The organism is Gloeobacter kilaueensis JS1 (assembly GCF_000484535.1).
GTDB classification, from domain to species: Bacteria; Cyanobacteriota; Cyanobacteriia; order Gloeobacterales; family Gloeobacteraceae; genus Gloeobacter; species Gloeobacter kilaueensis.
Window position 1 is genome coordinate 1,181,419 of record NC_022600.1, and the last position, 12,956, is coordinate 1,194,374.

14 protein-coding genes are annotated in these 12,956 nt (G+C 60.5%); 9 read left to right on the forward strand and 5 right to left on the reverse strand.

The window, feature by feature from the left end:
- Nucleotides 1–873 carry a Uma2 family endonuclease gene (locus GKIL_RS05620; protein ID WP_023172468.1) on the reverse strand — a complete coding sequence of 291 codons (873 nt, stop codon included), beginning with the start codon at nucleotides 871–873 and terminating at the stop codon, nucleotides 1–3.
- Nucleotides 874–995: 122 nt separating this feature from the next.
- On the opposite strand from GKIL_RS05620, the gene GKIL_RS05625 reads away from it, so the two are divergent.
- From GKIL_RS05625 to GKIL_RS05635, 3 genes are all read left to right on the forward strand, one after another.
- Complete coding sequence (locus GKIL_RS05625) at nucleotides 996–3,083, forward strand: AAA family ATPase (RefSeq protein WP_023172469.1); 2,088 nt, start codon at nucleotides 996–998, stop codon at nucleotides 3,081–3,083.
- Nucleotides 3,084–3,192: 109 nt separating this feature from the next.
- Nucleotides 3,193–3,801 (forward strand): ferritin-like domain-containing protein, encoded by a 609-nt coding sequence (locus tag GKIL_RS05630; RefSeq protein WP_023172470.1) that lies wholly within the window; start codon nucleotides 3,193–3,195, stop codon nucleotides 3,799–3,801.
- Between the two features lie 6 nt (nucleotides 3,802–3,807).
- Complete coding sequence (locus GKIL_RS05635; RefSeq protein ID WP_023172471.1) at nucleotides 3,808–4,158, forward strand: cupredoxin domain-containing protein; 351 nt, start codon at nucleotides 3,808–3,810, stop codon at nucleotides 4,156–4,158.
- Nucleotides 4,159–4,171: 13 nt separating this feature from the next.
- Here GKIL_RS05635 and GKIL_RS05640 read toward each other — a convergent pair whose 3' ends face one another.
- Entirely contained in the window at nucleotides 4,172–5,368 is a 1,197-nt protein-coding gene (locus GKIL_RS05640) for a M20 metallopeptidase family protein (protein WP_023172472.1), read from the reverse strand.
- Between the two features lie 143 nt (nucleotides 5,369–5,511).
- Between GKIL_RS05640 and GKIL_RS05645 the strand changes: the two genes are divergently transcribed.
- The 3 genes from GKIL_RS05645 (at nucleotide 5,512) to GKIL_RS05655 (ending at nucleotide 7,344) form a co-directional block, all read left to right on the forward strand.
- Nucleotides 5,512–6,606 carry a mandelate racemase/muconate lactonizing enzyme family protein gene (locus tag GKIL_RS05645; protein ID WP_023172473.1) on the forward strand — a complete coding sequence of 365 codons (1,095 nt, stop codon included), beginning with the start codon at nucleotides 5,512–5,514 and terminating at the stop codon, nucleotides 6,604–6,606.
- Between the two features lie 163 nt (nucleotides 6,607–6,769).
- Nucleotides 6,770–7,030, forward strand: a complete 261-nt coding sequence (locus GKIL_RS05650; protein WP_023172474.1) for a type II toxin-antitoxin system ParD family antitoxin — start codon at nucleotides 6,770–6,772, stop codon at nucleotides 7,028–7,030.
- The gene (locus GKIL_RS05655; protein WP_023172476.1) at nucleotides 7,030–7,344 is read left to right on the forward strand and encodes a type II toxin-antitoxin system RelE/ParE family toxin; all 315 of its coding nucleotides are present in this window, start codon (nucleotides 7,030–7,032) and stop codon (nucleotides 7,342–7,344) included. Before GKIL_RS05650 ends, GKIL_RS05655 begins: the two co-directional genes overlap by 1 nt.
- Nucleotides 7,345–7,435: 91 nt before the next feature.
- Here GKIL_RS05655 and nfi read toward each other — a convergent pair whose 3' ends face one another.
- Nucleotides 7,436–8,137, reverse strand: a complete 702-nt coding sequence (gene nfi / locus GKIL_RS05660; protein WP_023172477.1) for a deoxyribonuclease V — start codon at nucleotides 8,135–8,137, stop codon at nucleotides 7,436–7,438.
- A 340-nt stretch (nucleotides 8,138–8,477) separates the two neighbouring features.
- Between nfi and GKIL_RS24575 the strand changes: the two genes are divergently transcribed.
- Nucleotides 8,478–8,627, forward strand: coding sequence for a sugar kinase (locus GKIL_RS24575; RefSeq protein ID WP_023172478.1), 150 nt, complete (start codon nucleotides 8,478–8,480; stop codon nucleotides 8,625–8,627).
- A 126-nt stretch (nucleotides 8,628–8,753) separates the two neighbouring features.
- Here the strand turns inward: GKIL_RS24575 and GKIL_RS05665 are convergent, their stop codons facing one another.
- Nucleotides 8,754–9,893 carry an RNA-guided endonuclease InsQ/TnpB family protein gene (locus GKIL_RS05665; RefSeq protein ID WP_023172479.1) on the reverse strand — a complete coding sequence of 380 codons (1,140 nt, stop codon included), beginning with the start codon at nucleotides 9,891–9,893 and terminating at the stop codon, nucleotides 8,754–8,756.
- A 612-nt stretch (nucleotides 9,894–10,505) separates the two neighbouring features.
- Between GKIL_RS05665 and GKIL_RS05675 the strand changes: the two genes are divergently transcribed.
- Nucleotides 10,506–10,826 (forward strand): hypothetical protein, encoded by a 321-nt coding sequence (locus GKIL_RS05675; RefSeq protein WP_023172481.1) that lies wholly within the window; start codon nucleotides 10,506–10,508, stop codon nucleotides 10,824–10,826.
- 71 nt (nucleotides 10,827–10,897) lie between these two features.
- Nucleotides 10,898–11,833 (forward strand): carbohydrate kinase family protein, encoded by a 936-nt coding sequence (locus GKIL_RS05680; protein WP_023172482.1) that lies wholly within the window; start codon nucleotides 10,898–10,900, stop codon nucleotides 11,831–11,833.
- Nucleotides 11,834–11,837: 4 nt separating this feature from the next.
- Here the strand turns inward: GKIL_RS05680 and GKIL_RS05685 are convergent, their stop codons facing one another.
- On the reverse strand, nucleotides 11,838–12,881 hold the full coding sequence (locus GKIL_RS05685) for a DUF6745 domain-containing protein (RefSeq protein ID WP_023172483.1): 1,044 nt from the start codon (nucleotides 12,879–12,881) through the stop codon (nucleotides 11,838–11,840).
- Nucleotides 12,882–12,956 lie beyond the last annotated feature (75 nt).

The window sequence follows — 12,956 nt, forward strand, 5'->3', positions numbered from 1 at the left end:
TCAAGTATCCTCAGGCTCGATGCCCAATTGGCGCAAACGCTCAGCCAGTGCCGCCGCCCGTTGCTCGGCCTGTTCTTTTGCCTGGCGCTCTGCTTCAGCTTGTTGTTCGGCTTGCAGTCTGGCTTGATATTCCACTTCTGCCCGTTGCTCGGCCTGCAATCTGGCTTGATGTTCTGCTGCCGCCCGTTGCTCGGCCTGCAGTCTGGCTTGATGTTCCATTTCTGCGCGCTGCTGACCGGTTGGCAGCAACTCGCCTCGGGCGTTCCACCAGCGCAGCCAGGGCAATTCCATGTCGAGGTATTGCCCCTGCCAGATGCCCAGTTCTACCCCCAGCCGTTCGATAATGTAGCGGCCCTGCGGGTTCGGAGTCATCCGCCGGTAGCGGTTCAGAGCCAGCTCGTACATCTCGACGCTCGCTTTTTGCACCTCGTAGATGCCGTAGTAGGCAGGCCGGATCACCCGCTCGTAGATCCAGAATTTGCCCTGCCGGGGTGTGGGGTCGCGCTCTTCGAGGCCATCGCCCGAGACAAATTCAAGCACAATATAGGGCGGAACCAGTTCTTGCCAGAGAACGTAGGAGCGGCGGACCTGGCCGTTCAACGTTGCGGGCACATCGGGCACGTAGAACCAGTCCGGGGCAACAGCACCCCGCTCCGGCGGTTCGGGCAACTCGGGCAGGTGCCAGTAGATGCCGCAGTCCTGGCCGATGCAGTACTGACCGTCGGGATGAACAGCCTGCAGAACCGGTTCGAGGGAGTCGGTGAGCAGAAGGCTCTGGGGATGCTCTTGAAAATTTTTCACAAACGATCCGTCCGACTCGGGCAGTTGGGTGTGGTCCGGCAGTTGCGGACGGGTACTCGGTTGGGAAACCATCGCTCGGTGGATGAATGGGTGCCTCTATCGTATCTGTGGCTTACAGGGATGGTAGGGAAGTTGCAGCGTCGAGATAGCATGAACGACAATCGGCATAGCTTTCTAAAATCGGAGTCAGCCGGATGCACCTTGCCGATCGCTTGCGTCAGGCACGTCGCCGCCGCTTTGTCGGAAGGCAGGGCGAGTGTGAGCTTTTTCGCTCCGCAATCGCTGCTCAGGAACTGCCCTTCTGCGTCCTCTGGATCCATGGTCCCGGTGGCGTCGGCAAGACGACCCTGCTGCGCGAGTTTGCCAGCCTGGCTACGGGTGCGGGTATCCAGGTGCTCTACCTCGATGCCAAATACTTCGATCCGACACTTGAAGCGTTCGGTGCTGCCCTCGCTCAGGCGCTTGGCGAGGAGGGGCGCGATGCGTTCCTGAACCGCCTGGCCACCAGCGGCGAGCGCCTGGTGCTTTTAATTGACACCTACGAAGAGCTGAACGCCCTCGATCGCTGGTTGCGCAACACCTTTTTGCCGCAATTGCCGGGAGATGCCCTGACGGTACTGGCCGGTCGGAACGCTCCTGGCCGCGAGTGGCGCACCGACGCAGGCTGGCAGAGTCTACTCAAGATTGTCTCGCTGCGCAACTTCAACCGCGAGGAAAGCCGCACCTACCTCGCCGCCCAGCAGGTGCCTGCCGCCCGGCATCGCAGCGTGCTCGAATTTACCCACGGCCATCCGCTCGCTCTGTCCCTGGTCGCCGATGTCTACGCCCAGGGCCACACCGGTGAATTTGCCGCCGAGAACGAGCCGGATGTGATCAAGGTGCTCATCGAGTGCTTCGTGGCCGAGTTGCCGAGCCTGCTCCACCGCCAGGCGCTCGAAGCCTGCGTGCTCGTTCACATTACTACCGAGGCGCTGTTGAGCGAGTTGCTCGCCGTCGCCGATCCGTACCCGTACTTCGAGTGGCTGCGAGGATTGTCGTTTATCGAATCGACCCAGACGGGTCTATTTCCTCACGAACTAGCCCGCGAGGTGCTCTCTGCCGACCTGCGCTGGCGCAACCGCGACCGCTATATCGAGCTGCACAGCCGCGCCCGCCGCTACTACCACACTCGCCTGCAACAAGATAGCGGCGAGCGGCAGCAGGAGATGCTGTTCGACTACATCTACCTGCACCGCGACAACCCACTGGTGAAACCCCTCTTCGAGTGGCAGCACCCGACCCATATTGCGATCGAGCCGGTGCAGCCGGACGATCGGCCCCACCTGCTGGCGATGGTCGAGCAGTACGAGGGGATCGCCTCCGCCGCTCTTGCCGCTCACTGGCTCGACTGCCAGCCCCAGAGCGTACTGGTCTATCGGGATAGTGCGGCCCAGCCACTGGGCTTTTTGATGTCTCTCGCCCTGCACACCGCCACCGAAGCCGAGCGCAACCTCGATCCAGCGACGGAGCGAGCCTGGCGCTACCTGCAAAGCCATGCGCCGCTCAGGCCAGGGGAGGGAGCGACGTACTTTCGTTTCTGGATGACCCGCGAGCACTACCACTCACCATCGCCGGTGCAGAGTCTGCTACTCACCAGCATCGTTCGCCACTACCTGACGACCGCCGGGCTCGCCTTCAGCTTCTTTCCGGTGCGCAATCCCGAAATGTGGGCAAAGATGTCCGCCTACGCCGATTTGATTCGGATTGCCGAAGTCGATTTTACCGTCGGCGGGATCACCTACGGTATCTACGGCCACGACTGGCGGCTCACCCCACCGGCGGCCTGGCTGTCGCTGTTAGCCGAGCGGGAAGTGGCGATGTCAGCCGCTGTCCAGCCATCGGCACCGCCCACTCGGACGCCGGTACTGGTGCTGAGTGCCGAAGACTTTACCGCCGCTGTGCGCCAGGCACTGCGCGACTTTGCCAGGCCAGACCTGCTCCAACAGAACCCGCTTGTCCGTTCGCGGCTGGTGAGCGATCGGCTCGCTGCCGAACCGGGGAGCGAACCTGCTGCCCTTCTACAAAAACAGATCCTGGAGGCAGCGGCGCTCCTGCGCGATTCGCCCCGCGACCGCAAAGCCTATCTGGCTCTCGATCGCACCTACCTGCAACCAGCAGATAGCCAGGAGCAGGCAGCCGAAGTGCTCGACATGCCCTTCAGCACTTACCGCCGCCATCTGACTGCCGCTGTCGCCCGCGTGCGCGAAATCCTCTGGCAAAGAGAACTGCAGGGGCTTAGCTGAGCAGAACCTGGATAGAAAGTGACCAGTTTTTAGTCTGGTGGGCGGTGCTTTTTGAGTGGACGATGCAATTACAGTCCACCAGACAAGCAAGAATTCAGGAGATCGAAACATGGAGAACGAGACGCGCAACCCGTCGCGCCGGGCTGTCGTCCTGGCCGGGGCTGCCGGGACTTTGAGCCTGATAGCTGCCAGGGCCGGTTTCGCCGCCGAAAGTAGTGATCTGGCAATTTTGCAGGCAGCCCACGACCTCGAAAGCCAGGCAATCTGGGCTTACGGCGCGGCGGCGGGCAAACTGTCCCAGACCGAAGTCGGCAAAACCGTCCTCGCCCTCGCCCTGCGCAACCAGGCGGACCATAAAGCCCACCGCGAAGCCCTCGCCGGGGCGATCAAATCCCTCGGTGCCACCCCCACGCCGCCCCGGCCCAGCTACGACCTGTCCTCCTATCTCAAAGCCGGTGAGGGCGGACTCGACTCCGACGCCAATATCGCCAAACTGGCCCTCGCCCTCGAAGTAGACGCTGCCCTCGCCTACCAGTCGGCCTTCGGCAAGCTCAAGACCCCGGCGCTGCAGGCGGCGGCAGGCGGCATCCTGCCGGTAGAAGCGGGACACGCCACAGCGATCCGCGCGGTCTTCCACTCGCTGATGGCGAGTGTGGAGGCGGTACCGGCGGCGCTGCTCACCGCCAGCACCCGCAATGAATGGATATTGAGGGTCTAACTATCCATGCCTGCCATCCGCACCGCTGCCATCGCCATTGGTCTACTAGGTGGGCCACTGCTGCTCGCCCCCTGCACTGCCCGAGACCTCCCCAAACCCGTTACCAGTGCGACCGTCACGATCGAAGGCTTTCAGTTTCAACCGGCTAGCGTCCTCCTCAAGCAGGGCGGCTCGGTGACGTTCGTCAACAAGGACCCCGCCCCCCACACCGTCACCTCCGACTCAAAAGGGTTCGCAGGCATCAGCCGCCTGCTGGCCGACGAGCGCAAAACCCTCGTTCTCACCGCCCCCGGTGTCCAGAATTACCACTGCGACATCCACCCGAGCATGACGGGCACGATCACCGTCGTGAAGTAACCCCCCGGCCCTTCTAGCGATCCAGCGGCTGCTGCCAGAAGCGCTCCAGACAGCGCACGAATAGCTCCACCCCCAGCCCGAGCGCGCCTTCGTCGAAGTCGAAGCAGGGGTGGTGGTGGGGCTTATCGAGGCCCAGTTCCGGATTGGCCGAACCCAAAAAAAAGTAGCAGCCGGGAACCTTCTGCAGGAAAAAGGCCATGTCCTCGCCCCCCAGGGTCGTCTCAGGCCGCACCTGATCGGGGCCTAAAAATTCTTCGGCCACCGAGCGCACCAGCGCCGCTACCCGCTCGTCGTTGATTACACTCGGATAATGGCGGCGGTAGGCAAGCTCGTAGGTGGCACCGTGGGCCTGACAGATTCCGGCAATCACCTGCTCGATCCGAGCGGGCAGCACCTGGGCCAACTCCGGCGCAAAGCAGCGCACTGTCCCTTCCAGTTCGACTGTCTGGGCGATGATGTTGAAATTCGAGCCGCCGTGGAACTTGCCGACGGTGACCACCGCCGGCTCGAACGGATCGATGTTGCGAGCGACGATCGTCTGCAGGGCACTCACCACCTGGGCACCGACGACGATCGCATCGATCGTCTGGTGCGGGAGCGCCCCATGGCCGCCTTTGCCGGTAATCGTCACCTTAAATTGGGCGGTGTCGGCCATCGATGGACCCGCCTTAACGCCCAACTGGCCAATGGGCAGCGAATTCCATAGATGGAGGCCAATCATCGCCTCGACAGTTGGTGCCTCCAGCGCCCCCTCGGCAATCATCGGCAGCGCGCCGCCGGGACCTTCCTCGGCGGGCTGAAAGAGAAATTTGACCGTGCCGGGCAGTCGCTCGCGGTGCTGGGCGAGCAAAAAGGCCGTCCCCAGGGCAATCGTCACATGGCCATCGTGGCCGCAGGCGTGCATCACACCGGGCGTCTCGGAGGCATAATCGACGCCGTTGCGCTCGAGGATGGGTAGCGCGTCCATATCGGCCCGCACCGCCAGTACCGGACCTTCTGCCTGGCCCGTCACCGTCGCCACCACACCGGTCTTTGCCACTTCGCGCACGTCGATGCCCCAGCTGGTGAGCTTTTGAACGATAAAGCGATGGGTGGCCCGCTCCTGAAAACCGAGTTCCGGAAAACGGTGCAGGTGCCGCCGCCACTGCACCAGTTGCGGCTGCAGGGCGGCAATCGCCGGGCGAGGCAGGGGAGTGGTCGAAGTCGGCATGATACGCTTCCGTAGGTGAGGGACGAGAGAGGGTCAAAAACCTGCAACCGGACTGTCCGGTGGACTTTCGCCCCTACACACGTTCACTGTATGCCAGCAAAGTTGTCGATGGAAAGAAAGAACTGCGCCGCCGGGAGTGACGAATGCTGATCGAAGCGGCGCTGGCCTGGGTGGAGGATTTTCCCTTAAGCCGCCCCTACACGATTGCCTTCAAGCAGGTGGACCGGGTTCAAAACGTGATCGTAGCCCTGCGCACCGCTTCTGGCCTTGTGGGCCACGGAGCCGCTGCTCCAGAAGCACACGTCACCGGCGAAACCCAGCAGGCATGTGAGACTGCCCTGTTAGACGGTGCCCTCGACTGGCTGGTAGGCTGCGACATTCGCGATCTAGCTGCCCTCACGCGCCAGGCCGCTAAGCGAATGGCAGCCCAACCGGCGGCGCGGGCCGCTATCGAGTCTGCCCTTTACGATCTATTGGCCCAGTATCTGGGCATTCCCCTCGTTCGCCTTCTGGGCCAGGTGCATACTGCGCTGCCCACATCGATCACGATCGGCATCAAGTCCCTGACCGAGACGCTTAGCGAGGCAGACGAGTACCTGGGGCGGGGCTTTCGCATCCTCAAAGTGAAGCTGGGCCACGATCTAGAACAAGACATCGAGCGGCTTTTTCGCCTGCGCGAACGGGTTGGAACTTCCATTCCCCTGCGAGTCGATCCCAACCAGGGCTACAGCAGCGCTGAACTTGAACTGTTCGTCCAGCGCACCGCTACCCTCGATCTCGAATTTATCGAGCAGCCTGTAGCCGCCCACCTGGCCGAATCTCTGCGCACCCTCCCCGACGCGATCCGCTCCCAGATTGCCCTCGACGAGAGCCTGCTCGACGCCCACGACGCCTTGAGGTGGCTCACTCCTCCCGCCGCCTGCGGCATCTTCAACATCAAATTGATGAAGTGCGGCGGCATCACTCCAGCCCTGCAGATCGCCCACCTGGCGGAGCTGGCGGGCATTGCTCTTATGTGGGGCTGCATGGACGAGAGCCTCATCAGCATCACCGCTGCCCTTCATACTGCCCTCGCCTGCCCGGCCACCCGCTACCTCGACCTCGACGGCAGCCTCGATCTGGCCCGCGACATCGCCACCGGCGGATTCATCCTCAAAGACGGCTTTCTCTCAGTGCCCGACACGCCGGGCCTGGGCGTGCAGCTCAGCTATTCTCAGGACGCCGACCTGCGCACCTGATTGCTAAATAGATGCGCCTGCCGGGTCGGCTCCGGCAGCCGGAACCCAGGAGGAATGATCTGTAGCGCTGATTTGTTACGCTATTCCCTGATCTATGCCATTTTATGTTATCTCTTGCTATTTTGTGACATTCGTGTGACGATAGTGCAATAGGAGGTGCCTCATGCAAAGCATGAACATTTCTTTACCTGAACCTCTCAAACAGTTTGTCGATAGACAGATTGCCCAAGGGCGCTATAGCAGCGTCAGCGAATATATCCGCGAACTGATCCGCGCCGATGAAAAACGCAAGGCAGAAGAACAACTTGAAGCCAAGCTGCTGCAGGGGCTTAACAGTCCCGAAATCGAGCTGACAGCGGCGGATTGGAGCAGCATTCGTCAGGCGGCTTTAGCAAAGCTAGAAGCACGCAAGAAACAGCGCTGATGCCGAGGATCGTTCAGCGCGTAGCAGCCAGAGACGATCTTATCGAGCATTTTGTTTATCTTGCTGAAAATGCTGGTCTGGATGTAGCTGAGCGTTTTCTAGCGAACGCAGAAATCAGCTTCAACGCTTTGGGAGAACAGCCCATGCTCGGCGTCGCCTTGGCTTTACGACATCCCGAGCTGATTGGCCTGCGAAAATGGCGCGTCAAGGACTTTGATAATTATCTTATCTTTTACCAACCGCGCCTGGATTGTGTGTCAATTGTGCGTGTGCTACATGGGGCGCAGGATTGGTTGCGTGTGTTGGAGACTTGACGGGGTGACAGAAGACTTAGGAAGTAAGTTGCAGGAGCACTGGAGTTCTTTGGCCCTGGTGGTATTGCTTCACCCACCTTCAGCCTATCGTTCAAAGCATGGCTCTACGCACCTGATTGCTGAATAGATGCGCCTGCCGGGTTGGTTCCGGCAGCCTATAGCCCCGCCCACAGCGCAGCACCCAATCGACGGCACTTTCAAGGTCTAGGCGGTGACCCACCGAGACGTAGAGCGGCTGCACCCGGTCCCGCGTGCGCACGACCTGGCCAATCACCCGATTCTTCCAGAGCAGATCCGTCTTTGAGCCCGCCTGCTCCCCCAAATTCCCAGCCGGATGACCGACCAGAATCGACTTGGCACAGCCGATCGCAGGCAGATCCAACAGCAAACCCAGATGGGAAGCGATGCCCAGATGGCGCGGATGGGCGTAACCCTGGCCATCGACAAGCAGCAGATCCGGTCGCTTCTCGAGCTGGGCGATGGCCTTTAAGATAGGCGGCGCTTCTCGAAAACTGAGCAAGCCCGGAACATACGGAAAATTGACCACCTCGCTCACCGAGCGCCGCTCGCCGACATCCAGACTCGGATATTCCAGCACCACGACCACTGCGTGAACTGGACTTTCCGGCAGGCGGGGATTAAAGCTCACATCCACCCCCGCTATCCGATGAACGTCTACTAACTTGCCTTCCCGCACCACCTGGGAAGCCAGTTGCTTCTGCAGTTCGATTGCCTGCTGAGGCGTTACGTCCCACCTGTGTAGGGGCAAATGGTGATCAGTTTCAGAATTCATCACCTGAATAACTCGTGTCAGATCAACTCTAGAACAAGAAAGATTTGCCTGAGCCTGCCCGCCAGGCTTCCACTGCTTTGCCTTCTATAAGCTCTATTTCACCTTCTCGGCGTTAATGGTGGGATCTCATTCATCCCCGGCAGCTGGAGCTACCAGTATCAGCACATCTTTATCCAGCAGGTCACCAATACTGTGACCAGGAGGTAGCTCCAATCGACCATCCTTGTTCACATGGGCACGAATCATGTTCCCTATTGTAGGCTGCCAGGAGCGAGCAAGCGGCAAAACAACCGGCAACGATGATAGGTGGTACACCGACAGAGGATTAAGGCAGCTTGCGATGACGATTTTGTGTACCGGTGCGGCGGTCGTCGATGTGCTGGTGAGTGTGCCTGAGACGATACCTGAGCCAGGCAGCAGTGCGCTGGTGGAGACGATCGCTCTGGCGGCGGGCGGTTGTGGGGTCAATACTTGCCGCCTGCGGCGGTAAAACAAAAACGTGCTCCTTGGGATAAGTTGCAGCTTCTCAGTTTTGCAGGTGCGAATTTTTGGGCAGGAAAAACTGGAAATCTTCTGGATGCAGGGAGACAGAACGTGGAGTGACACTCTGCACGCCCTAAAGGGCGACAGCTTCTTGGGCAAACCCGACCATTGTCGAGCTTGACGCCCAAAGGCTCTGGCCAAGCCTCAAAATATTCCGAGCAGCGTTCTCATCGCGGTCCATCGACAGTCCACAACTGCACTCCACCCACCGCTGGGCAAGAGTTAAATGCTCGAACACTGCACCGCAGCAGGAGCAGGTCTTGGACGTGTAGGCCGGGCTGACCAGACTGACTACGCGATTGGCACTTGCAGCCGAATGCGCGAGTCGTTGGGTGAAGTAGCCCCAACCCGCATCCAGGATGCTCTTACTGAGATGTCGGTTGCGCACCATGTTCGTGATGCGCAAATCCTCCAGGGCAATCCGGTCGTACCTGCTTATCAAGCGGTACGCCAGCTTATCGAGGAAGTCTTTACGGCGGCCCACAATCCGGGCGTGCTGTTTCTGGAGCGCCAGCACAGCCTTCTTGCGACCCGTGCCACCTTTAAGTTTGCGAGCCACCGAACGCTGGAGCACTCGCAGTTTGGATTGTTCACTTCGGTACCAGCGAGGATTCTCCTCGTGCTGGCCATCGCTGGTAGCAATCAAGCTGTTGATGCCCAGGTCCACGCCCACCTCTTTGCCGGTAGCAGCTACCTGAGCAGTCTGGACTTCGCAAGCAAACGACCCAAACCACTGTCCGGCTTTGTAGGCGATGCGGAGGGTCTTGATGGTACCCACAAGCGGGCGATGCCAACGAACGGCTAGCCGCCCTACCCCAAACAGTTTCAGACGACGACCATCGAGCTTGAACCCATTGCCCAATTCTTTGAGGCCAAAAGAGCGGAAGCGATTGCGCCCTTTGAATCGAGGGTATCCGGGAGTCTCACCAGCTTTTGCTCTGCGGAAGAAAGCACCGAAAGCCTTGTCGATGTCTGCGACCACCACTTGCAAAACGTGGCTGTGAACCTTTGCAGCGAAAGCATGAGATTTGCGGTATTGTTTGACCCGACGCAATTGCTGAACCTTGGTAATTGTCTGGCCTTGTAGTTGATAGGCCATCTTGCGTTCTTCCAGACAGAGGTTGTAGAACCTGCGGCACGTCTCTAGCGTAGCGACCAGGGATTTGGCCTGAGACTTGGTGGGGTAAAGACGGTATTGGAAGGTTTTAATCATATTAGTATTGTAACACCAAAATCAACGGCTAAAACCTGGAAGCGCCTCACCACGGGGACTAAAGTCCCGTGGCTTGCGGCGGGCTAAAGCCCTTTATCTGTCAGAGGTGGGGTATGGGGGAGAGTTGCTGGGGGGGCGCAGGAGGAAACTGGCCTCGCCAGAACGAGCGAGTTGATGTCTCGGTTGTCCGTCAGGTCGATGCTCTGCACTGCGGACCAGCCTGTGCCGAGATGTTGTTGCGCAAGCGGGGCATATTGCACGTTGATCAGCAAGCAATCGGATCGGTTTGTGGGGTACCAGTCTGGCCGACGAGCCTGGCCCAAACCATGCAGCAGTTGGCTTCTGCCTCCGGGCAATGGACGGGAGGGTGGGCTGTCGGCACGGGATTGACGCCACAGGCAGTCTTCGAGATTCTGTGTGCAACGGGAGCTTGGGCAGCAATGTTATGGACCCCTGGGGAGCGCATCGGGCATATGGTCGTAGTGGACGGGCTAGAGCAAACAGGGGCTGTGTGCGTTCGTGACCCCTGGCCACCAGGCACTACCTACACCATGAGCCGCCGTGATTTTCTAGACTATTGGACAGAGCAGGCAATTTTCTGGAGGGCATAAGATGCGGGTGCAAGTCTTGTCGATCCATTCAGAGCCTGGCGCACATACTTTGAGTGCTGATCTCAAAGTTGAGGGGCTTTTGGGTCATCAGCCTGAACAGTGTAGTCGTTCCTTTCGCTTCGAGGTCGAAGCGGTGGAACTCAGTGGTCACACCCTGCACGTCTTCCACGGCGAGCCGGATTTCGAGCAGACCTTCTTGTTTGCCGAAGGAATCAAAGGGCCAATTTACAAGCTTGTCCATCGGGTGTTCGCTGGTGAGTCGGTGGCTTTCCCGGTAGTCTTGGATGACGCCTACCCGGCATCGCTGCAGGCGTCGAACTGAAAAATCTTGCAGGGCCAAATCGCTTTGAATCAGGGGCTGAAGGGTTTGTCATGGTTGAACAGTAGCCTGCAATGACCATCCTTTGTACAGGTGCGGCGGTCGTCGATGTGCTGGTGAGTGTGCCTGAGACGATGCCTGAGCCAGGCAGCAGTGCGCTGGTGGAGACAATCGCTCTGGCGGCGGGCGGTTGTGGGGTCAATACGGCAATTGCCCTGGCACGGCTCGGGGTGCCGGTTCAGTTTATGGCAGTGCTCGGGGCGGACGGGGCGGGCGATTTTCTGAGAGCCCAGCTTCGGGGGGCAGGAGTCGGACTGGAGTACTTTTGGCAATCTCGGCTGGTAGCGACCAAAAGTGCGGTGGTGTTGCTTGATTCTTCGGGGGAGCGCGCTTTTTTGCGCACGCGGGGGGGCGGGAACGCGATCGCTCCGGTGGATTTTTCTTACCTGGACTGGTCGCGCTTCAGCCACCTGCACATCGGTGGCAACTATTCGCTGCGGCGGTTGCTGGGGGTGGATCTGGCGGCTGTGCTCCGGCTGGCACGCAAATCGGGGGTCGTTACCAGTCTGGATACGGTCTGGAGCAGCGACGGCAACTGGGAAGTGCTGCTGCCGGCCCTCGGCGCAATCGATTATCTGTTGCCGAGCCTGGTAGAAGCCCAGGCCATCAGCGGCGAGCGGGTGCCAGAAAAGATCGCCCGCTGGTTCGTGGGGCACGGCTCGCGCACGGTCGTGCTCAAGCTCGGGGCGGAGGGCGCTTACTGCTATGCGCCGCAAATCGAAGTGTACCTGCCGGCGGCACCGGTACCGGGTGGACGGGTCATCGATACGACCGGGGCCGGGGACGCTTTTTGCGCCGGGTTTCTGGGGGCGCTGGTAGAAGGACACTCCCTTATCGAAGCGGTGCGCTGGGCGAATGCCTGGGGAGCCGTGGCGGTGAGCGGCCTCGGGGCGACGGGCGGGCTGGTCGATCGGCAGCAGTTGGAGACGGTCTTAAAGGCGCAGGACTGAGCGACTAGCCAGGACGCGAAGGGCGATCAACCCAGCGGGCGGCGGCCTGGGCTGTGTGAAAGTCGGGGGGCACGCGCCGGACCTGCGGGAGGTTCGGATCTGACCGGCTGGTGGCAAGCAGGTGGATCGCGTCGCTGTCGATGTTGTCGAGGCGCACCAGATGATAATCGCCCCAGCTATCGATCGTTTCAGAAGGAAGCCGCCCGTAGATCCGCTCGTAGCCGATGCCTTCGAGAAGAACCTGGCGGAGGCGCAGGTCGTCCTCTTCTAATAGCCAGTGCGGTTGCCAGTCGCAGGGAGGGATGCGGCCATAGGCGTCAGGCAGGGTAAAGCCGTGCCAGGAATACAGGCTCCAGCCATCGCCAAACTGAACGGCGGGTTTGCCCTCGGCGTGCAACCGCTCGTGGGCGTCGAAGTGCAGCTGCACGGGCCGCTCGCTCACCAGGCAGACCCGACGGTAAGGAAAGACCCAGCCGCAGTGCTGCACCACCTGGCGAAAGGCCGCCCAGGTGGCCCGGTGGTGCGGGCATTCGAGCACGCTGAAGCAAAAATCGAAGTAGCAGCACAGAGCTGCCCAGCCAGTGGGCGAGATGCTGTTGATCGAAAGACTCTGGACCTGCTCTTCGAGGGCAGCAACGAGCTGGTTTTCGAGGCTGCGCCACAGGCAGTTGGCCAGGTGTTTTTTGAGCACTTCCTCCAGATGATGGCGCGGCCCACGGCTGAATCGACGGCGCAGCTGCTGGCCCAGTGCGTCGCCGAGCGCCCAGCTCAGCCGCTGCCAGAGCAATCCCGCCTGGGGACTGATGCTGGAGCGAAAGATTGCGGTCTGGGTGGCCGCGTGGGGACTGGCACAAAAATGAATTGCAGGCTCCGGCAGCTCCGCCAGGGCGTAGGCAGCGCGGATTGCCGCTGTCGCTTCTTTGCGATCGAGCGACTTGCAACTTAAAGCGAACTGCCACCACTTCCGGCAGTACATCAAGATCAAGGCTTCGTGCTCAGGAGCGAGGCTGTCCAGCCGCAGCAACTGCCGGCCGCTGTCCTGGCTCATCGGAGGTGCTCGATTGGTGGGCATATCGTAGCACGGGTCGGTCCACTCCCTGGTCGTCCAGACCACACCGCTTTG